Genomic DNA, 20755 nt, shown 5'->3' with positions numbered 1-20755 from the left:
ATCTCTTTTGCTGATTCTACGGCTTTTTCATTCAATAATTTTGATTTTAATGCCATTTAACCCTTGCTATTTACTTACTTCAGCATGACTTCTTTTCCATTATTTTCTATCCGTTCCTTGTATAGCGGAATTAGTATAAACTATGACGATTGCAAAATTTACCATTTTTTAAAACCTTCATTTCCCCTTGACTCCGTTAACTTTACAAAACTTGCCGTATTGCCTGTAAACATACAGCACCAACCAAGTCTATCTTTATTGTAGTGGCTGGTTCTGCCAATATGAAGAACTTTACTTGTACTTACCTCGTATTCAACCTGCTCATACATTTCTCCACATTTCAAAGCCGTTCCATGTTCACTACTTGATATACCACCAACACTTATTGTTCACATTAAAAATGTCATTTATGATACTTACTGTAATTTCCTGCATCGCCCTATATCATTCCAAGCTAGGGTACATCAAACAGGTATGCTTTAACTCAAGCCAACTTCTAAACTTTTCACTGTCAGTATCGATGATTTATTCAAAGAAGCTGTCAACATCACCGATACTACCTATATTTTTTGTACTGATAGATTGATCAATTCTTTTGACTAAATTAGATAAAACTTTATTAGGCCCAATTTCAATAAATTTGTTAATACCACTACTTGCCATACGTAAAACCATTTCTCTCCACCTCACTCTACTCACAATTTGCTTGGCAAGCAAGGTCTTTATGGTTTCTGGATCACTTTCTTCTTTAGCTGTAACATTTGATACAAAAGGAATTGAAGGATGAGTTATGTCAATGCTCTCTAGGAATTGCAAGACCTTTTTATCAGCAGGCTTCATAAGAGATGAGTGAAAAGGCCCACTAACTTGCAATTTAATTAATCTCCTCACGCTCGAATTTTTGAATAAATCAGGTAACATTTCGAGGAACTCTGCAGTACCACTTACCACTACCTGTCCACCACCATTATCGTTTGCAATTTCATAAATTCCATCAATTTGAGCTGATTCTAATATACCCTCTACTTCGCTTATCTTTGCTCCAAGCAACGCAACCATTCCACCTCTACATTTTAAAGAAGCTTTACGCATTGCTTCGCTGCGAGTTTTCAGCAACTTAACTGTAGACTCAAGTGTCAACGCTCCTGCGGCACATAGTGCTGTATATTCACCAACTGAATGTCCACAAATATATCTAACACCGTAATTAGAGAAAAGAGATTTACCAAACATATGCTCCATAACACGTAGTGTTGCAATTGATACTGTAGTTATGGCTGGCTGAGCGTTTTCTGTAATAGTTAGCTCTTCGATAGGACCATTGAAAATCAAATGAGATAACTTCTTACCTAGTATGCTATCTACTTCATCAAATACTTGCCTTGCAATGGGAAATTGACTATACAGGTCTCTTCCCATTCCTACAAATTGTGAGCCCTGACCAGGGAAAGCAAAAATCATAACGATAATTCTTGATTCTTCATTAAATATACTACTTTATTTATCTTTTGTCAACGTTCAATAATAATAATTGACTTAACGAATTAAATACACTAGAGTAATAAATGGCTAAGAGTTTATAAGAACCAATGGCAGAAATTGATTATCACAAAATTACTATAATCATGACAAATGGTCAAGAGTTTGAAACCCGTTCAACCTATGGCAAGGAAGGAGACAAGATAAAGCTTGATAGAGATCCTCTCACTCACCCTGCATGGACTGGAAGTTTGACAAGTGGGTCGACAAATAAAACTAGTAAAATAGCTAAGTTTAACGACAGGTATGGAAATATTTTCTAGTCTTCTTTCCCTTTAAGTTTTAGACTGGGGCATGCATAAATATAAAAACATAGGCTATATTGCTTCTGGTCCGCCAAAATCGCAAGAAGTATCTAAACTATTACAGAAGCTTAATTTTATCAACGTAACAGAGGGAAATAAATCTGAAATTGATCTACTGGTAGTTGTTGGTGGAGATGGTTTTATGCTACGTACCTTGCATAACTATGTCATAGGAAACAAAGATATACATGTATATGGAGTAAACACTGGCAGTGTTGGATTTTTGATGAATAAATGCTTCAATAGCAGCGAAGATTTAATTGATAATATAGAGTACGCAACTTCAGCTCAGCTAACTTTGCTAAAGATGGAAGCTACAGATCTGAGTAGCAAAAAATATCACTATGTAGCGGTCAACGAAGTGTACGTCTTTAGAAAAGCAAATCAGATAGTAGAAGTGAATGTTGCTATCAATAATAAACTAAAAATGGAAAAGTTCAGAGGAGATGGAATAATATTATCTACTCCCACGGGCAGCACTGCATATAACTTCTCCGCTGGCGGCCCAATCTTACCACTTAACTCAAACTTATTCGCACTGACCTCTATCAATAGTTACTACCCAAGGCATTGGGATGGAGCGCTGATCCCAAATGACACGATTGTGCAAATTGACATTAACGACGTACAAAATCGTCCAGCACTTGTAGTATCAGATTACAAGGAGTTTCACAACATATCACAGATAAAAATGCAGAAAGACCATGAGAATACAGTTACTCTGCTCTTTGACAAAGATTATTCTCTAGACGAAAGAATCTTTGAAAGACAATTCTTATATTAAGCTTTTCTAGGATCATCTTTAAATTAGTATTTACTACATCTTAATAACTATAGTGTAATCAACACAACAGTAGTAATTAATTTTGGAGGGTAAGCATGCTAGAATTAAAAGCTGAAATATCAGCAGAAACACCAAAAACAGATCCACCATCGCCTGGAGTGGCAGTAAATGCTATTTCAGATGTACTAGGTGCAGCACCACCAAAGTCACTGCGTGTACAGACATGGTTGTATAAAGAAGAACCAGACAATGAAAAAATGGATCATACTAGAAACAGTGGAACAGCTTATCAAAGCTCAAAGGTAAAAAGATCAGCTTCTGAAAGAACGTTATTTAACAAAACTTGGGACAATAATAAAACATTGGAAAGTTGGAAAAAATTATTAGATAATAAGTCCGGTGACAGTTCATACACACCTCCAACTTCTTTTACACTGAGAGACGATTCTTACATTAAAAACAGTGAAACGGATTCAACAACTTCTTTAATCAGCTCAGGCAAGAAAACAAACAGAGTCCAGCCACGGGTGAAATACGCCATGCAGCAGAAGAGCGTTATAATTTTTGGTGCAAATGTTATTATATTATGTATATCTGTAGCTTTAGTGTATTTACAAGACAAAGCAAAATTTATCGCGTCTTTTGCAAACAGCCCACCCTATATTACTATATCAGTTATTGCACTTGCTTCATTGCTTGCGATTAATTCGACATTCTGTGCAATAAAGCAATTTAGAAACGCTGAGGAATATCAAATTCAAAAAGGGAATGCAAATGAAACTTTAGATAAAGTGTTAGAGCGCCAGCCAAGAGACAAGATAATAAAATCTGTAAGACTAGAATATAGCAATGGCACTCATTCAAATTTTGCACTTAACGCTTGGGAAGCTAAAGACAACTTTATTAACATTGGTGAAAAAGCAATTAGTAGGACTAATAAAATAGAATCAGTAATTAACAATAGGCCACTATTCACTGCATTATTAACTGGTGCAGTTGCTGCAAATATAGTGTTTCCCTTAGGACTACTTGCAATAGATGGCGTCAACAATGTGCAAAAGTTTTACCAGAACCCTTTTACGCATAACATAGGATTGTCATTACTCATAGGTTCAGCTATACTTGCATTTTTAATCATATGTCTTGGTATACATTATTATAGAAAAACAAATTGCACTAACCTTATATACTTTCAGGAAAAGATTAACACTGAAAGTATTAACAAGGAATTCATCAAGAGAATAGAACAAGAAAGAACAAATGCTCTCAAGGACAATCACGGCAAAGACGCTAAATGCAGCAGCCTAACACTTGAGCAAGTTGTAGTTCAATCTCATAATTGTAAAGACACCATTTATAGTATTGGTGGATGAAGCATGTAGTAAAATCTCTTATATGATTTTGATGCCCCTTATACCAATTCCCACCGCACAAGGAACAGATAAACAATAATGGAAAGAAGCCATAGTGAAGCAAGCAAGATAGCGAAGTTTAGATGGCGCTAAAATCAAAATTATTGGATGAAAAAGCCGCGAAATCAGCAAAAGAAATGCCAAAGAAAGTGCAAACAAAAATATGCTGCATCTCAAGAACAGCATTGACTACATGGATAAAGCACCTAAAGTTTAGAAGAGAAGAAAAATTATCTATTCCCCTTCAACATTGTAGAAAAACTAGATTTAATCAAGGTCAATTTAAACAAGTTAAAGTACGGGTATAAGAAAACCCTAATATTACCATTAAAGAAGTGAGAATAAGAATCCAGGAAAATTTGGCTTGAATGTCAGTAAATCCACAGTATACCGCAATATGCAGAAAATAAAGCTTTCGTATATTACGTCAAGATCAATTCATAACGAACAAGACAAGGGCACACAGGAAGAGTTTAAAAAAACTTAACGAGACTATTGGCAAGCATTTTGAACAAGAGTTATTTTTCTTTGATGAATCACGGGTTGGCATACATTCAAAAGTTGGACACAAGTGGTTTTAAAAGAGCATTAGAACTCAGGTTAAAGTAAAATTAGGTAGACAAATTTTTACCTCTACAGTATAGTGAGCCCTAGAAATGGAGAGAGTTCTGGCTTACTTGCACCGAATGTCAGCACCAATTGTATGAATATATTTCTTGAACAAATGTCACAATATTTAAGAACACAAGAAGCTTTTCTTGTCATAGATTATACTAATTGGTATAAGTAAAAAAATTTAAAGGCACCTAAAAATATCGAGATTATATACCTACCACCATACTCCCTCGAGCTCAATCCATTGCTTCGGTTGTACATAAAACAGATATTTTGCATAATAAAGTCTATGATATAATTGCTTTGCTTGAAAGTGTTTTGTACAAATTTATTGCTTCTCTTCTTCACTCGCAATTAAACAGCTCTGCAATGTCACTTATTTGACCTGCTAACAATGATAATTAGTATAATTATTAATTAATACCAGTTTTTGTTTTAACGCAATATCTATAGGCTAAGCTAAAACAACCGTTGCACAAAAGGTCTATTGAAAATAGGTAACAAAAAAGTAGAATAGATTAATAGTAATTGTGTATTAAAAGAAACTATGGGCAACAGAAAGGATTTGCTAAGCGTTCTAGATCTCACAGTCAATAATGTGGAGAACATCATTGAATTGGCTGGGCAATATCTGAAAAATGAAGCTGCAAATGGCCGCATCTTAGAAAATAAAACAGTAATAAATTTATTCTTTGAAGATTCAACACGTACGCTTGCGTCCTTTGAAATGGCAGCCAAAACCCTTGGAGCAAACGTTGTAACTCTGCAAATAAGATCTTCTTCTATCAATAAAGGGGAGGATTTAATGGATATGATAAAAACGTTAAATGCAATGAATCCTGACTATATAGTAGTTAGGCAAAAAGAAAGTGGTATTGTGAATATGCTGGCTAGACATGTTAGCTGTTCGCTAATTAATGCAGGTGATGGGAGCAGTGAACACCCAACTCAAGCTCTTGCGGATTATTTTGTAATCAGCAGTCATAAAAAGCAAATAAAAAATCTCAAAATTGTTATATGTGGAGATATTTTGCACAGTAGAGTTGCAAGATCAAATATAAGATTGCTAAAAATGTTTGGAGCAAAAATATGCTTGATTGCACCGCCAACTTTGATTTGCAAACATTTTCCCGAGGTAGATTCAATTCATTATTCATTAATTGATGGTATAAAAGATGCCGATGTAATTATGCTTCTAAGGTTACAGAAAGAGCGCATGAACAGTGGTTGTTTCGTTCCTTCAAACAGGGAATATTTCTATTTGTATGGACTTGATTCACAAAAGTTGCTATGTGCAAAACCAAATGTAATTGTTATGCACCCAGGGCCAATAAATAGAGGAATTGAAATTAGCAGTGATATAATAGATCGTGTTATTTTACAACAAGTGGAATTTGGATTGGCAATACGCAAAGCAGTGCTGCACTATTGTAGACTTTGCTAGTATCAAAAAGAAGTATATGGCTTTACAATGATTTACACTTAATCTAATATAAAAGATTTACACACATCAAAGAGCTATTGCACTCAAGCAACCACTCTTTACCATGGTTAATATAATCCACCTGCACAATCAAATATTCTACCAAGCCATTCTCTAGGCAAAGCTCACATTTACTATGTTGGACTGAAAACGTAGTGCTATCTTGTATTTCCAAACTAAAACCACTTGTACCTGATAATAACTCATAGCTTAAGTTGTCTATTCCAGTCATTATCTTGATAGATACTTTATCCTCAGGAATACTACAAGCTTTTTCGCGTTACCAACATGAATTACGAACTTACCATTCTTAAAGTAGTACTTATCTTCTGACAAAATACCAACCTTATATTCTGATCCAAGCAAATTTGTGCCAAAACTTTAACACAGATTGCTTTCCCGCTCCACCAGCTCTTCTATTGTACAAGGCTTTCATATCATAATAATCTATGGTTACATTTGCCTTATGCTTTTCCTCCTAATCTTGCTCACGGCTTTTTTCCATTTTGAGAATTGTATCTTTTAGAGCCATACTTCCTCGCCTTTCATTTTTTTCATGCATTACTGGCTCTTTAGATAATTCTAAACCACGAAATGAACCAGTAGGCTGGACTTCAGTTCTATTTCCACTTACTTGTCTTTCGAGCTATAAGACTGTGTTTTGTCTTTTTCATTGCCTACTGCTTGTTGCTTAAATTGAGCATGGCCACACTCAATAGTGTTATCTTCTGCACTTGAGCAAGTTTTTACCCAATTAGAGAACCACTATCTTTTTGGACTTTATCTTCTCTGCTTTGGTAGATCTTTTTCATCATTTCCTCGAAGTAAAAACGACCATTCAGAGTTTTCCTATCTTCTGTTGCTGCATAAAGTAAAATTATCAATAAAACTTGGATGAGTCTCTTCTATATCTACAATAATTACTATTTCCATCTGATAATGATCAATAGCTCCTTTGATTATCTCCCCAAGGTATGTCTCTTATACTCTTCACCAACAAGTTTTACAAAATCAGTCGGTTTTTCTCCTTCTGTTAAGTGTGTTACGTATTCTGCTAACCCTTCCATCAAAACTTTGCCAATAAACAAGTGCGTGCTTGATAACGTAGTTGCAATCCTTACAATTCTCTCCCTTACTACCGTTAAGATCACTTCCAACGTTTTTAAAAGCATGAGAGGTACATATTACTGATATAGTTATTGGCAGAGGATTGTGTCACACCACCACCTGGTATATAAACATCATGACTACCACTTAAATATTTTTAGTAGCTTTCTTTACTTTCAAACAAGAACAGCTTAAGGTAGGAACGTTTTCATGCGCTAGAAGTGAATTATTATCTTTTTTTACCAAAGATTTTATCAAACGTTTTCGCAGTGTCTTCTAATGATTTTAGGAAACCTTCATTGTTGATAACACTATCACTATTTTGATCAGTAGGATCTTCAAAATTTTTGTTCTGAAATAGGCCACTGTTTAGACTAAACTCATTATCAGCATTATCACCAGTAACGTTTAGATTTATCCTACCCTAGAATGTTAAACCCGCCTTTCGCTCATAATATTTGCTAGATCTTGTTTCTCCCTGCACTTTTTTCAGCCTTTAAACTCACTCTCTGTTGGGTGTTATACCATACTTACTATATATCTCCTTAATTCGATTGACACTCATACCAGCATGCACAAGCTCTTCAGAGATTTTCTCGTATAACACATAATATTTCACGTCTATATATCCTTTATCTGCTAGATCTACGAGCTATTCTTTGAGACTCCCTTGAGGGACCTTTTCAACAACTCCTTGATTTTTCTCTATTGATATTACTAAGGCTTCCTCTTATTTGCACTTCAGTTCGGCCCCCCTTGAGCTTTTCAGAGCATCTGATATAACATTCTTTTTTATACATAAATCCATAATACGCGTCTGAATCCACAACGTAATATTGACTTTTGTTCCGCTAAAGCACTATACTAAAACCATGATGGGTAATTAGCTCAGTTGGTAGAGCACTTGCTTGACGTGCAAGCGGTCGCTGGTTCGAGCCCAGTGTTACCCACGTTTTTGTTCATGAGAAGATTCATATGACAGCAGTGCATAACGGTAAACATTCAGTAGCAGAGTCCAAGCGCTTAATCTATTCCATAATAATAGTTGCAATAACAATGTTTACAGAAATAGCAGGTGGAATAATCTCACGTTCGTTGGCTCTACTATCAGATGCAGGACATATGCTTACTGACCTCTTTGCCTTGGCCTTAAGCTGGATAGCCCATAAATTTTCAGCCAAGAAATCTGATTTGCAAAGGTCATATGGATATCATAGATTGCAGATAATTGCAGCTTTTGTTAACGGTTTAACTTTATTCTTCATTGCAGTAATCATTATAATTGAGTCGGTAAAGAGATTTATTTTTCCAGTTAATATTGAGTGGAAAATAATGCTAACAATAGCCACACTTGGGCTGATTGCCAATATCTTAGTCTTCTTCATATTACATAGTAAATGCGAAAGTAATATAAACATAAGGAGTGCTGTACTGCATGTTATAGGAGATATTTTAGGTTCTGTAGCTGCTATACTCGCATCCATAATTATTATGCTTACCGGATGGCAAATAGTGGATCCAATTTTATCAATGTTTGTCAGTGTAATAATCCTAAATAGCGGCTATAAAATTCTAAAGAATTCTTATCATATACTCCTTGAAGGTACACCTGATGGTATATCTGCTGAGGAGATAAAAAATAAGATCATATCCGAACTACCTGAAGTGGTAGATGTACACCATATACATGCGTGGTCACTTTCTGATAATTATTTTATAATTACTATGCATGCCAAGGTAAAGGAAAATGCACAACACACTAATATTTTGTATGAAATAAAAAAAATACTGCTAGATAAGTTCGAAATAGCGCACTCCACAGTTGAGATTGAACATGATGAGTGTGCAGACAATAAGATACTTAAACATTGACATTGTAGGCTATCAGCAACAACTGCACAAACATTATAATTTGATAAATCAAGATTCAAGTAGCTTATAGGAATACAAAGATTACTTGACACACCTTATCAGCTCCCTTATCAGTAGTGGGGCATTTTATATAATTTTCTAACCTGTGCAGATTAAAATGACAAAATTTTGTATCTGGTACACTGTTGTTTAATTCCTTACACCATGTACACCATATGCTTTTATAAAATTTCTAGGTTCTCACCTATACAAGCTGAAACGTATCTACAAAGCATTTAAGACATTACCCAATGTCAAATTCTTAAAGCAAAGAGTCAGCAACACCAATTCCATTGTTAATGGATCAAATGAATAACATTGCAGAGTTGTTTCATTGCTAAGTCAGAATAGAGAGGTAATAAATTTGCACAAAGCGCTCTCAAGCAAAGCAATTGTATTACAGACTTTATTACGCAAAATGCTCTGTTTTATGTAGAACCACAAAGTCTCTCAATATGATTGAGCTTAGGTAAGTACGGTAGCAGGTATATAATCTCGATATTCTTAGGTATATCTAAACTTTTTAACTCATACTAACTAGCACAATCCATGGCAAGAAAAGCTTCTTGTATTCTTAAATGTTGCAACATTTGTTTAAGAAATATATCCATACAATCAGTATTGACATTCATTGTAAATAAGCTAGAACTAACTGACTGTAGAGATAAAAATTTTGTCTACCTAACTTCACTTTAACCTGTGTTCTAATACTAATTCCCACTTTATAAGGAACGAATAGACAACGATGGAAAAGAAGCTATACCGAAGTAAGTAAAATAGCAAAGTTTAAATGGCATTGAAATCAATAACTGTTGGATAAAAAAGCCGTAGAATCAGCAAAAGAAACACTGAAGAAAGTAAGAAATAACGTATATATTGCAAAAAAACTAAATGCTGTAATTGCAGCAAAAAAGCACAGTATAACAGCCGCAACAAAACATGTTACATTTTAAGAACAGCATTGATTGCATGGATAAAGCACCTAAAATTTGAAAGAGAAGAAAAATTGTTTTTCCCCAACTTCGTAAAAAAAACCAGATTGAATCAGAATTAATCCGGATGAGTTGAAGTATGGATACAAGAAAACCCTAATATTACCATTAAAAAAATGAGACAAGAATCCAGGAAAAATTTGGCTTGAATGTCAGTAAATCCACAGTACACCGTAATATGCAGAAAATGAAGTTTTCATATATTACACCAAGACCAATTCATAATGAACAGATAAAGGTAGGCAGGAAGAATTAAAAAAAACTTAATGAGACTATTGGTAAATATCTCGAACAAGAGTTATTCATCTTTGATGAATCGTGGTTTAGTACACATTCAAAAATTAGACAAAGATGGTTAAAAGAGGCGTTAGAACACAGGCTAAAGTAAAAATTAGGTAGACAGAATTTTTACCTCTACAATGCAGTTAGTTCTAGAAATGAAGAGAGTTCTAGCTTACTTGCACCGAATGCTAACACTGATTGTATGAATATATTTCTTGAACAAAGGTTGCAACATTTAAGAACACAAGAGGCCTTTCTTATCATAAGTTGTGCTAGTTGCATAAGTCAAAAAGTTTAAAGGTACCCCAAAATATCTAAATTATATACTTGCCACCATACTCACCCGAGCTCCCTCCTGTTGAGAGACTTTAGTTGCATGCAAAACGGGACATTTTGTATAATACAATTACTTTGCTTGAGAGCGCTTTGTGCAAATTTATTACTTTCTTTTTCACTCCGCAGTTAAACAACTTTACAATGCCACTTATTTGACCCACTAACAATAAGAATTAGTACAACAGTGAGAATTGATATGAAATATTCTGGTTACATAAAGCAATTGGAGCCTCTCAAGTTGCAAGAAACATTTTGAAGTCCGACAAGGATGATGTAGAAATTTTTGGATGACCAAGAAATATTCCGCTAACAAACAACCAGTTGAACGGCAAGCACGGCATTATATCGTTTATCGCAAAAACTTATATTTTACACAATAGGAAAGAGGAAATGCATTCTTTAAACAGATAATTTTATTCTACTTAACATGGAAACAAAAGGGGCCAAACCTTTCCACAAACCGCTTAGCTGAATAGATACTATTACACAATCAGTCAATCACTTGTCATTTCATTTGGTTTTTTAATTCCAAGTAACTGTAAAATAGTAGGAGCAATATCAGATAATCTTCCATCTTCAACTTTAGGTTGTTACGAGAATTAGAGTATATAATAAACAGAACTCTATTTAGAGAGTGTGCTGTGTGAGGCGTATTATTTTTTATCAAACATACATTCTACATTTTCATGGTCTGCAGTAACAATTAACGCAGCGTCATTTACTCCTTTAACAGCATTTAATACTTTTGCAAGGCAATCATCAATAGCCAGCACAGCTTTTTTAGCTGCTTTCATGTTACTTGTGTGGCTTATCATATTGGGATTAGCATAATTTACAACTATCAGCGCAAATTCTTGAGAATGAACTTCTCCTACAAGTTTTTCTGTAAGTTCAAAAGCTGACATTTCGGGCTGCAGGTCACAAGTTTTAACTTTTGGTGAAGGAATAAGTATTCTTTCTTCATTAGAGAAAGGTTCTTCCTTCCCACAACTAAAGAAAAAAAGTCATATGAGATACCTCTCAGTTTCAGCAATGCGTAATCGCCGCAATTTATTATCTGCTATTGTCTCTCCCAAAGTGCTAGCAAAAGATGCAGGGACAAAAAGACAAGGAACCTGAAGGTTTTTCTTATACTCCATCATACTTAAAATTGAGGAAAATTTTGCTACCTTAGTGTAACCTGTTTTGCCTAGCAAAATACTTACCAATTATATCATCCGATCAGCACGAAAATTGGCTAATAACACCCATCTTTTAGTTCTATGCCTTTACAACTACCTAAACATCACATCTCGATGACATCTTGCCCTAATGCAATAGTTTCGTAAGCTTCTATTGTTCTTTCCCACTTATTATCGCGATCCATAGCACAGTAACACTCAGAGACAGTAGCAATTCCTATTAAACACCACCATCTGACACCATACCCCATTATGTAATACACGCCATTCTTACCTTTTAGATCACTAATAAAACTTCGTAAATTAGCATTGTTCTCTATTGTTTCAATTTCTTGATTAATGCGTTGCAGACTTTGCATTACCACTCTACCACTGCAAATGTTCAGTGGTCAACTTCTGAGTTGCCCATCTGACTATCTAGTAATCCAATATCAGTTCCACAGGCAGATAAAATGCACCTTGGATAATTAGAGCTAATACCCTGCCAACAGGGTGAGATTTGCGTTACTAATGGCATTGTATTTACTATCTCCTATTCCCTAACCATATAGTATACATAAAATAACTAATTTAAAGTTCATATAAAATAACAGAGAAAAACGCTCCCCGGGCTGGATTCGAACCAACGACCAATTGGTTAACAGCCAACTGCTCTACCACTGAGCTACCGAGGAATAAACTGCTTTCAATTTATCATGCTAAGCGTTAGTTGTAAACGTTTTTTGTGCTTTATAAAACTTTAGTGATGTCATCTTGATAAACTTCGCCAATTTTCCTTGTCATAGTACTGAAGCCAACTATTTATCTTCTCTGTACAGATAAAATGACAAAAAACTTAACGTATCTGGCGCCTCATGCTTAATTTTTTGCACTATATGCATTTTTTGTCTTTTAATGGGAAATTCCATAAGCAGCGCGTTAAAATAGAAGACGCTATCAAAAATAAGCCCCTTTTGAGGAAAATACAGTCTTTAGTAGCGATCTTAGAGCATTATTAGTAACTAGTATAGTTCTAACTTTATTTGTTTCCAGCAAAGGGTTTATGGTTTTGTTTGGTAAAGAGTTTTTATTTCCATAAGAAATGTTTTTAAGTTGTAGGGAAGGTTGTTGTGTGAGAATGCCTGAAACTAGTTTGAGTAATTGCTCTCTTTTCCTACATACTTGCTTTGTAGATATTCTTTTGGAAAAGAGGACTTACTAAACGGATGTGGTATTTCTAATACTTTTGACATCTCACCTGATACCAATTTCTACCGTATAAGAAACGGATAGACAATAACGAAAAAGAATCCTTACTGAAGTAAGATAGCGAGGTTTAAATGGCGTTGAAATCAAAGTTATTAGATGAAAAAGTCGTGAAATCAGCAAAAAAATGCTGAAGAAAGTGTAAAATAACGCATACGTTGCAAAAAACTAAATTCTGTAATTGCAGCAAAAAAGTACAGTATAACAGCCGCAACAAAACATGTTACATTTTAAGAACAGCATTGATTACACAGATAAAGCACCTAAAATTTGAAAGAGAAGAAAAATTGTTTTTCCCCAACTTCGTAAAAAAACCAGATTGAATCAGAATTAATTCGAATGAGTTGAAGTATGGATACAAGAGAACCCTAATATTACCATTAAAAAAATGAGATAAGAATCCAGGAAAAATTTGGCTTGAATGTCAGTAAATCCACAGTACACCGTAATATGCAGAAAATGAAGTTTTCGTATATTATGTCAAGATCAATTTATAATGAACAAGATAAAGGTATACAGGAAGAGTTTAAAAAAACTCAATGGACATTAGTAAGCGCCCTGAACGAGAGGTATTCATCTTTGATAAATTGCAGTTTAGCACACATTCAAAAGTTAAACAAGGTAATTTAAAAAGGGCGTTAGAATATAGGTTAAAGTAAAATCAGGTAAACAAAATTTTTATCTCTACAGTGCAGTTAGTTCTAGAAATGGAGAGAGTTCTAGCTTATTTGCACTGAATGTCAACACTGATTATATGAACATATTTCTTAAACAAATGTTGCAATAAATATTTAAGAACACAAGAAGCCTTTCTTGTCATGGGTTGGTGCTAGTTGGCATAAGTTAAAAATTTAGAGGTACCTAAAAATATCAAGATTATATGCTACCATACTTACCCAAGCTCAATCATATTGAGAGACTTTGGTTGTATATAAAACAGAACACTTTGCGTAATAAAGTCTGTAATACAATTGCTTTGCTTGAGAGCGCCTTGTGCAAATTTATTACTCTCTTTTTCACTCCGCAGTTAAACAACTTTGCAATGCCACTTATTTGACCCACTAACAATAAGAATTAGTACAACAGTGAGAATTGAAAAGCAATTGGAGCCTCTCAAGTTGCAAGAAACATTTTGAAGTCCGACAAGGATGATGTAGAAATTTTTGGATGACCAAGAAATATTCCGCTAACAAACAACCAGTTGAACGGCAAGCACGGCATTATATCGTTTATCGCAAAAACTTATATTTTACACAATAGGAAAGAGGAAATGCATTCTTTAAACAGATAATTTTATTCTACTTAACATGGAAACAAAAGTGGTTAAACCTTCCCATAATCCTCCATCTATCGCCTCTTACACTGCTTAGCTGAATAGATACTATTACACAATCAGTGAATCACCTGTCATTTCATTTGGTTTTTTAATTCCAAGTAGCTGTAAAATAGTAGGAGCAATATCAGATAATCTTCCATCTTTCAACTTTAGGTTGTTACAAGAATTAGAGTATATAATAAACGGAACTTTATTTAGAGTGTGTGTTGTGTGAGGTGTATTATTTTTTTTATCAAACATACATTCCACATTTCCATGGTCTGCAGTAACAATTAACGCAGCGCCATTTACTTTCTTAACGGCATTTAATACTTTTGCAAGGCAATCATCAACAGCCAGCACAGCTTCCTCAGCTGCTTTCATGTTACCTGTGTGCCCTACCATATCAGGATTAGCATAATTTACAACTATCAGCGCAAATTCTTGAGAATGAATTTTTTCTACAAGTCTTTCTGTAAGTTTAAAAGCTGACATTTCGGGCTGCAGGTCATAAGTTTTAACTTTTGGTGAAGAAATAAGTATCCTTTCTTCATTGGGAAAAGGCTCTTCCTTCCCACAATTAAAGAAAAAAGTCACATGAGCATATTTCTCAGTTTCAGCAATGCGCAATTGCCGTAATTTATTATCTGCTATTGTCTCTCCTAAAGTGTTAGCAAAAGATGCAGGGGCAAAAAGACAAGGAATCTGAAGGTTTTTCTTATACTCCACCATACTTAAAATTGAAGAAAATTTTGCTACCTTAGTGTAATCTGTTTTGCCTAGCAAAATACTTGTCAATTGTATCATTCGATCAGCACGAAAGTTGGCTAATAACACCCCATCTTTTGGTTCTATGCCTTTGTAACCACCTATTACTGTAGGTCTAATAAACTCATCAGGTATATTATTTTGATAGTTACTGTCAATCAACAACATCACGCTATCGTGACATGTTGCCTTTGCAAATGCGATAGCTTCGTAAGCTTCTATTGTTCTTTCCCACCTATTATCGCGATCCATAGCATAGTAACGCCCAGAGATAGTAGCAATTTCTATGTCATTGCCCTTTATATCCTCTTCAAATTCTTGAACGCACTTTTTTCCTGAATTTGGCAGCGTATCTCTGCCATCTAAAAATGCATGTATCACTACTTTGATCTCATGCTGTGATATTTTCTTTGCTAGAGTTGAAATATGTTTTTGATGCGAATGAACACCACCATCCGACACCAACCCCATTATGTGACACACGCCATTCTTACCCTTTAGATCACTAATAAAACTTCGTAAATTAGCATTGTTCTCTATTGTTTCAATTTCTTGATTAATACGTTGCAGACTTTGCATTACTACTCTACCACTGCAAATGTTCAGATGGCCAACTTCTGAGTTGCCCATCTGACCATCTGGCAATCCAACATCAGTTCCACAGGCAGATAAACTGCACCTTGGATAATTAGAGCTAATATATTGCCAACAGGGTGGATTTGCGTTGCTAATAGCATTGTATTTATTATCTCCTATTCCCCAACCATCTAGTATACATAAAATGACTGATTTAAAGCACATATAGGACAACAGAGAAAATGCTCCCCGGGCTGGATTCGACCAGCGACTAATTGGTTAACAGCCAACTGCTCTACCACTGAGCTACCGAGGAATAAACTGTTTTCAATTTATCATGCTGAGCGTTAGTTGTAAACGTTTTTGTGCTTTACAAGACTTTACTGATGTCATCTTGATAAACTTCGCCAACTGTCGTAGTACTAAAGCCAATTATTTATCTTCTCTGTACAGATAAAATGATAAAAAACTTAACGTATCTGGCGCCTCATGTTTAATTTTTTGTACTATGTGCATCTTATGTCATTGCTATCTACAATTACCAACTAGTGCTGTAGGTCTCGCTTGCTAAGCGTTAAAATATTAAAAAAAATGTCAACTGATAAAATGAGTAAATAACTAGTTATCCCAGACTTCTTTTGTCTTTTCTTAATGGGAAATACCGTAAGCAGCGCGTTGAAATAGAAGACGCTATCAAAAATAAGCCCCTTTTGAGGAAAATACAGTTTTTAGTGGCGATTTTAGAGCATTATTAGTAACTGGTAGAATTTTAACTTTATTCATTTCCGGCAAAGGGTTTATGGTTTTGCTTAGTAAAGAGTTTTTATTTCCATGAGAAATGTTTTTAAGTTGTAGGGAAGGCTGTTGTGTAAGAATGCCTGAAACTAGTTTGAGCAATTGCTTTCTTTTCCTACATACTTGCTTTTGTAGATATTCTTTTAGAAAAGAGGACTTACTAAACGGGTGTGGTATTTCTAATACTTTTGATATCTCACCTAATACCAATTTCTACTGTATAAGGAACGGATAGGCAATAACGAAAAAGAAGCCTTACTGAAGTAAGATACCAAGATTTAAATGGCGTTAAAATCAAAATTATTGGATGAAAAAGTCATGGAATCAACAAAGAAATGCTGAAGAAAGTACAAAACAACGCATATGTTGTAAAAAAACTAAATGCTGTAATTGCAACAAAAAGCACAGTATAGCAGCCACAGCAAAGTTGCATTTAAGAACGGCACTAACTACATAGATAAAGCACCTAAACTTGGAAGAAAAGAAAAATTGTTTGTTCCCCTCAATATTGTAGAAAAACTAGATTGAACCAGAGTCAATTTGAACAAGTTAAAGTATGAATACAAGAAAATTCTAACATTACCATTAAAGAAATGAGAATGAAAATCTAGGAAGAATTTGGCTTGAATGTGTGAGTCTATAGTAACCATAATATGTAGAAAATGAAGTTTTCGTACATTACGTCAAGATCAATTCATAATGAACAAAATAAAGGCAGATAGGGAGAGGTTAAGAAAAACTTAATGAGACCATTAGTAAGTATCCTGAACAAGAGTTGTTCACTTTGGTGAACCGCAGTTTATACATTCAAAAGTTGGACAAGATAATTTAAAAAGGGCGTTAAAACACAGGTTGAAGCAAAATTAGGTAGACAAAATTTTTATCTCTACAGTACAACTAATTCTAGAAATGGAGGGAGTTCTAGCTTATTTGCACCAAATGTCAACACTGATTGTATGAACATACTTCTTGAATAAATGTCGCAATATTTAAGAACACGAGAAGCTTTTCTCGTTACGGATTGTGCTAGTTAGCATAAATCAAAAAATTGACAAGTACCTAAAAATATTAAGATTATGTACCTACTACCATACTCACCAGAGATCAATCCCATTCAGAAACTTTGGTTGTATATAAAGCAGACCATTTTGCATAATAAAGTTTATAATACAATTGCTTTGCTTGAGAGCGCTTTGTGCAAATTTACTACCTCTCTTTTTCACTCTATAATTAAACAACTCTGCAATGTTACTTGCTGACCTACCAACAATGAGAATTAGTACTACTTACTTTAGCACAGCTTCTTCCCATTATTGTCTATCCGTTCCTTAATGCAATGGTAATTGGTATAAATACCTAAATTTAAGTAAAAGGAATTTCACTATCATTCACCAATCTAGCTAAAATTCAAGTATTTCAACACCTTAGTTATTTTAAATAGAATTAAATTTATTAATACAGATAATGAATCACTATTCATAAGTAGCGATGCAACAAAGCCATTCTTTTGGCAGTCAATTCTTGTCTATCAGGTCAAGTATGAAATACTGCACATGCCGGCTGTCGGACTTGAACTGACAACCTACTGATTACAAGTCAGTTGCTCTACCAATTGAGCTAAGCCGGCGTTAAATACGTTAACAATATACAATTATCAATGAATTTCAGTCAACTATTTTTATAATTACCAAAGCATTGCATAATGAAATAGTATGAAAAAATTTGTATTGAAGCCAAAAAAAAGCCTAGGGCAAAATTTTATTTTATCAAGTGAGATAACAAAAAGAATAGTTGTTTTAGCCGGCAACCTGGAAGATTTTAATGTCATTGAAATTGGCCCTGGATGTAGTGCATTAACAAGGGAGATATTAGCGCATAATCCCAAATCTCTGCTAGCTATAGAAAAGGATAGTAACTTGGTGAAGTGTCATGACCAAATGCTTAATGAACACCCAGGAAAGTTTAGAATTGTAGAAGCGGATGCGCTTTATGTTGTAGAAGAGGAGCTAATAGAACGCCCAGTAAAAGTTATTGCAAACTTGCCTTACAATATTTCGGTAGCGTTATTTTTAAAGTGGCTAAATAAAATAAAACTTTTTACAACTTTGACATTAACGTTTCAGAAAGAGGTAGTAGATCGTATTATAGCAAGACCCAATTCTAAAGATTATGGTTCCCTATCAGTGTTAAGTCAGCTACTATGTGATGTAAAAAGGGAATTTGATATCGAACCTAAAAAGTTTTTCCCAAGACCGAAAGTATACACTTCGGTAATTACAGTGAGGCCTTTACCTACACAAAGATTCGCAGTAAATTTAGAAGTCTTAACAAAATTGACACGTGCTGTCTTTGCTCAAAGAAGAAAGATGCTAAGAAATAGCTTGCAAAATGTAACGAATCATACTGAAACCGCTCTTAAAAACGCTAAATTAAGTGGAAACGAGCGTCCAGAAAATTTAACTATTGAACAATTTTGTTTACTAGCAAACAGTATGTAAACTACCTAATTTGCCGAAAGCCTTTAGCTACAAATATTGCGGAGTGGCAAAATAAGATAGACAAGGTAGTATAAAAAGATAATGATAGAGCAAAAGTGAGATAATACGTAAATCTTTTAGAATCCCACAAAAGTCTAGAGCAAAAAACAGCAAAGTTAGAAGCAAAAATAGAAGATCGGAAGAGAGAATGAAAGTCTAAAGTCAATGGAACAAACCCTTAAAGGTAGAAAATGCTGAGTTAAAGGAAAAGCTCGATTTAAATTCAAAAATTCATCAATATAAAGTAAAAAAGAACAAGTTGAAAAGCGAATAAATTAGGCATAAGGGAATTGTCAAGTTAAAATGGATGCAAACGAGGCTATAAAAGTAGAATTGCTTCATACTTGCGAACGTGAGGAGAGGTTGCAATATGTGATAAATCATATATTCACCAAAGGTGTTAATCTCCTGAAAGTTGAGCCTTATGTGATGGAATACCAATCAAAGCATAGCCATTGCTCAAAAAGATTACAAATTTCCAGAAGGTGTTATATCAGGCACATTTGGGTCAAGGATTAATACCAATTCTCATTGTTAGTAAGTCAAGCAGTTGACATTGCGGAATTGTTTAATTGCGAAGTGAAAAAGAGAGCAATGAATTTGCACAAAGTGCTCTCAAGCAAAGCAATTGTATTATAAACTTTATTATGCAAAATGGTCTGCTTTATATACAACCAAAGTTTCTAAATAGAATTGAGCTCTGGTGAGCATGATGGTAGGTACATAATCTTAATTTAGGTACCTTTCAATTTTTTGATTTGTGCTAATTAGCACAATCTGGACAAGAAAAGCTTCTCGTGTTCTTGAATATTGCAGCATTTATTCAAGAAATACATTTACACAATCAGTGTTGACATTCGGTGCAAATAAGCTAGAACTCCCTCCATTTCTAGAATTAGTTATACTGAAAGATAAAAATTTTGTCCACCTAATTTTACTTTAACCTGTGTTTACGCTCTTTTTAAGTCACCTTGTTTAACTTTTGAATGTGTACTAAATTGCGATTCACCAAAGTAAACAACTCTTGTTCAGGATACTTATCAATAGTCTCATTAAGTTTTTTTTGAACTCTTTCCGTCTACCTTTATCTCGCTCATTATGAATTGATCTTGACGTAATATACATAAAGCTTCATTTTCTGCATAGTGCACTACAGATTTGCACATTCAAGCCAAATTCTTCCTAGATTTTCATTCTCATCTCTTTAATGGTAATATTAGAATTTTCTTGTATTCATACCTCAACTTGTTCAAATTGACTCTGGTTCAATCTAGTTTTTCTACAACATTGAGGGGAGCAAACAATTTTTCTTCCAAGTTTAGGTGCTTTATCCATGTAGTTAGTGCCGTTTTTAAATGCAACTTTGCTGTAGCTGCTATACTGTGCTTTTTGCTGCAATTACAGCATTTAGTTTTTTTGCAACATATGCGTTATTTCTTACTTTCTCCAGTACTTCTTTTGCTGATTCCATGACTTTTTCATCCAATAATTTTGATTTTAACGCCATTTAAATCTCGCTATCTTGCCTCAGCAAGGCTTCTTTTTCGTTATTGTCTATCCGTTCCTTATACG

Annotated in this window: 10 protein-coding genes, 4 tRNA genes and 9 pseudogenes; 12 read left to right on the top strand and 11 right to left on the bottom strand. The window is 34.4% G+C overall.

The annotated features are described in order from the left end of the window. Positions 1-136 precede the first annotated feature (136 nt). Together GO684_RS04125 and fabD are read right to left on the bottom strand one after the other, a co-directional pair. Positions 137-417 (bottom strand): annotated as a pseudogene (locus tag GO684_RS04125) (IS66 family transposase); the annotation flags it as partial. Between the two features lie 62 nt (positions 418-479). Beyond that, positions 480-1461: pseudogene (gene fabD, locus GO684_RS04120) on the bottom strand (ACP S-malonyltransferase). Positions 1462-1589: 128 nt separating this feature from the next. Between fabD and rpmE the strand changes: the two are divergent. From rpmE to GO684_RS04095, 5 genes and pseudogenes are all read left to right on the top strand, one after another. Beyond that, positions 1590-1802 carry a 50S ribosomal protein L31 gene (gene rpmE, locus GO684_RS04115; RefSeq protein ID WP_175939160.1) on the top strand — a complete coding sequence of 71 codons (213 nt, stop codon included), beginning with the start codon at positions 1590-1592 and terminating at the stop codon, positions 1800-1802. A 31-nt stretch (positions 1803-1833) separates the two neighbouring features. Beyond that, complete coding sequence (locus GO684_RS04110; RefSeq protein WP_175939158.1) at positions 1834-2628, top strand: NAD kinase; 795 nt, start codon at positions 1834-1836, stop codon at positions 2626-2628. A 95-nt stretch (positions 2629-2723) separates the two neighbouring features. After that, positions 2724-4001: a hypothetical protein gene (locus tag GO684_RS04105; RefSeq protein WP_175939156.1), complete on the top strand. Its 1278-nt coding sequence runs from the start codon at positions 2724-2726 to the stop codon at positions 3999-4001. 122 nt (positions 4002-4123) lie between these two features. Continuing rightward, positions 4124-5047 (top strand): annotated as a pseudogene (locus GO684_RS04100) (IS630 family transposase). Positions 5048-5202: 155 nt separating this feature from the next. Then, a complete protein-coding gene (locus tag GO684_RS04095; protein ID WP_175939154.1) occupies positions 5203-6099 on the top strand; it encodes an aspartate carbamoyltransferase catalytic subunit in 897 nt (298 codons plus the stop codon). Between the two features lie 43 nt (positions 6100-6142). On the opposite strand, the gene GO684_RS04090 is transcribed toward GO684_RS04095, so the two are convergent. From GO684_RS04090 to GO684_RS04080, 3 genes are all read right to left on the bottom strand, one after another. Further along, the gene (locus tag GO684_RS04090) at positions 6143-6370 is read right to left on the bottom strand and encodes a hypothetical protein (protein ID WP_175939153.1); all 228 of its coding nucleotides are present in this window, start codon (positions 6368-6370) and stop codon (positions 6143-6145) included. Between the two features lie 514 nt (positions 6371-6884). Beyond that, complete coding sequence (locus GO684_RS04085; protein WP_175939151.1) at positions 6885-7022, bottom strand: hypothetical protein; 138 nt, start codon at positions 7020-7022, stop codon at positions 6885-6887. Between the two features lie 75 nt (positions 7023-7097). After that, the gene (locus GO684_RS04080; protein WP_175939149.1) at positions 7098-7310 is read right to left on the bottom strand and encodes a hypothetical protein; all 213 of its coding nucleotides are present in this window, start codon (positions 7308-7310) and stop codon (positions 7098-7100) included. Between the two features lie 812 nt (positions 7311-8122). On the opposite strand from GO684_RS04080, the gene GO684_RS04075 reads away from it, so the two are divergent. The 3 genes and pseudogenes from GO684_RS04075 (at position 8123) to GO684_RS04065 (ending at position 10930) form a co-directional block, all read left to right on the top strand. Next, a tRNA-Val gene (locus tag GO684_RS04075) sits at positions 8123-8195 on the top strand. A gap of 25 nt (positions 8196-8220) precedes the next feature. After that, positions 8221-9117 carry a cation diffusion facilitator family transporter gene (locus GO684_RS04070; RefSeq protein ID WP_175939148.1) on the top strand — a complete coding sequence of 299 codons (897 nt, stop codon included), beginning with the start codon at positions 8221-8223 and terminating at the stop codon, positions 9115-9117. 848 nt (positions 9118-9965) lie between these two features. Then, positions 9966-10930 (top strand): annotated as a pseudogene (locus GO684_RS04065) (IS630 family transposase). A 330-nt stretch (positions 10931-11260) separates the two neighbouring features. Here the strand turns inward: GO684_RS04065 and GO684_RS04060 are convergent. Both GO684_RS04060 and GO684_RS04055 read right to left on the bottom strand, forming a co-directional pair. Further along, positions 11261-12483, bottom strand: a pseudogene (locus GO684_RS04060) (2,3-bisphosphoglycerate-independent phosphoglycerate mutase). Between the two features lie 66 nt (positions 12484-12549). Next, positions 12550-12621: transfer RNA gene (locus GO684_RS04055), tRNA-Asn, on the bottom strand. A 645-nt stretch (positions 12622-13266) separates the two neighbouring features. On the opposite strand from GO684_RS04055, the pseudogene GO684_RS04050 reads away from it, so the two are divergent. Both GO684_RS04050 and GO684_RS05325 read left to right on the top strand, forming a co-directional pair. After that, a pseudogene (locus GO684_RS04050) lies at positions 13267-14257 on the top strand (IS630 family transposase). 31 nt (positions 14258-14288) lie between these two features. Further along, a pseudogene (locus GO684_RS05325) lies at positions 14289-14566 on the top strand (IS66 family transposase); the annotation flags it as partial. A gap of 10 nt (positions 14567-14576) precedes the next feature. Here the strand turns inward: GO684_RS05325 and gpmI are convergent. Beyond that, the gene (gpmI, locus tag GO684_RS04045; protein ID WP_175939146.1) at positions 14577-16076 is read right to left on the bottom strand and encodes a 2,3-bisphosphoglycerate-independent phosphoglycerate mutase; all 1500 of its coding nucleotides are present in this window, start codon (positions 16074-16076) and stop codon (positions 14577-14579) included. 20 nt (positions 16077-16096) lie between these two features. Then, positions 16097-16167, bottom strand: a tRNA-Asn gene (locus GO684_RS04040). A 761-nt stretch (positions 16168-16928) separates the two neighbouring features. Here GO684_RS04040 and GO684_RS04035 point away from each other — a divergent pair. Next, positions 16929-17905: pseudogene (locus GO684_RS04035) on the top strand (IS630 family transposase). A gap of 295 nt (positions 17906-18200) precedes the next feature. Here GO684_RS04035 and GO684_RS04030 read toward each other — a convergent pair. Next, positions 18201-18273, bottom strand: a tRNA-Thr gene (locus GO684_RS04030). An 85-nt stretch (positions 18274-18358) separates the two neighbouring features. Here GO684_RS04030 and rsmA point away from each other — a divergent pair. Next, a complete protein-coding gene (gene rsmA / locus GO684_RS04025; protein ID WP_175939144.1) occupies positions 18359-19144 on the top strand; it encodes a 16S rRNA (adenine(1518)-N(6)/adenine(1519)-N(6))-dimethyltransferase RsmA in 786 nt (261 codons plus the stop codon). A 581-nt stretch (positions 19145-19725) separates the two neighbouring features. Here the strand turns inward: rsmA and GO684_RS04020 are convergent. Continuing rightward, positions 19726-20690: pseudogene (locus tag GO684_RS04020) on the bottom strand (transposase). Between the last annotated feature and the right edge of the window lie 65 nt (positions 20691-20755).

This window comes from Wolbachia endosymbiont of Litomosoides brasiliensis (genome assembly GCF_013366805.1).
GTDB lineage: Bacteria > Pseudomonadota > Alphaproteobacteria > Rickettsiales > Anaplasmataceae > Wolbachia.
This window is presented reverse-complemented; position numbering and strand designations above follow the sequence as displayed.

Excerpts from the sequence above, each read along its gene's own strand:
- rpmE (WP_175939160.1), top strand. The coding sequence starts at position 1,590 with ATGGCAGAAATTGATTATCACAAAATTACTATAATCATGACAAATGGT.
- GO684_RS04110 (WP_175939158.1), top strand. The coding sequence starts at position 1,834 with ATGCATAAATATAAAAACATAGGCTATATTGCTTCTGGTCCGCCAAAA.
- GO684_RS04105 (WP_175939156.1), top strand. The coding sequence starts at position 2,724 with ATGCTAGAATTAAAAGCTGAAATATCAGCAGAAACACCAAAAACAGAT.
- GO684_RS04095 (WP_175939154.1), top strand. The coding sequence starts at position 5,203 with ATGGGCAACAGAAAGGATTTGCTAAGCGTTCTAGATCTCACAGTCAAT.
- GO684_RS04090 (WP_175939153.1), bottom strand. The coding sequence starts at position 6,370 with ATGACTGGAATAGACAACTTAAGCTATGAGTTATTATCAGGTACAAGT.
- GO684_RS04080 (WP_175939149.1), bottom strand. The coding sequence starts at position 7,310 with ATGCTTTTAAAAACGTTGGAAGTGATCTTAACGGTAGTAAGGGAGAGA.
- GO684_RS04070 (WP_175939148.1), top strand. The coding sequence starts at position 8,221 with ATGACAGCAGTGCATAACGGTAAACATTCAGTAGCAGAGTCCAAGCGC.
- gpmI (WP_175939146.1), bottom strand. The coding sequence starts at position 16,076 with ATGTGCTTTAAATCAGTCATTTTATGTATACTAGATGGTTGGGGAATA.
- rsmA (WP_175939144.1), top strand. The coding sequence starts at position 18,359 with ATGAAAAAATTTGTATTGAAGCCAAAAAAAAGCCTAGGGCAAAATTTT.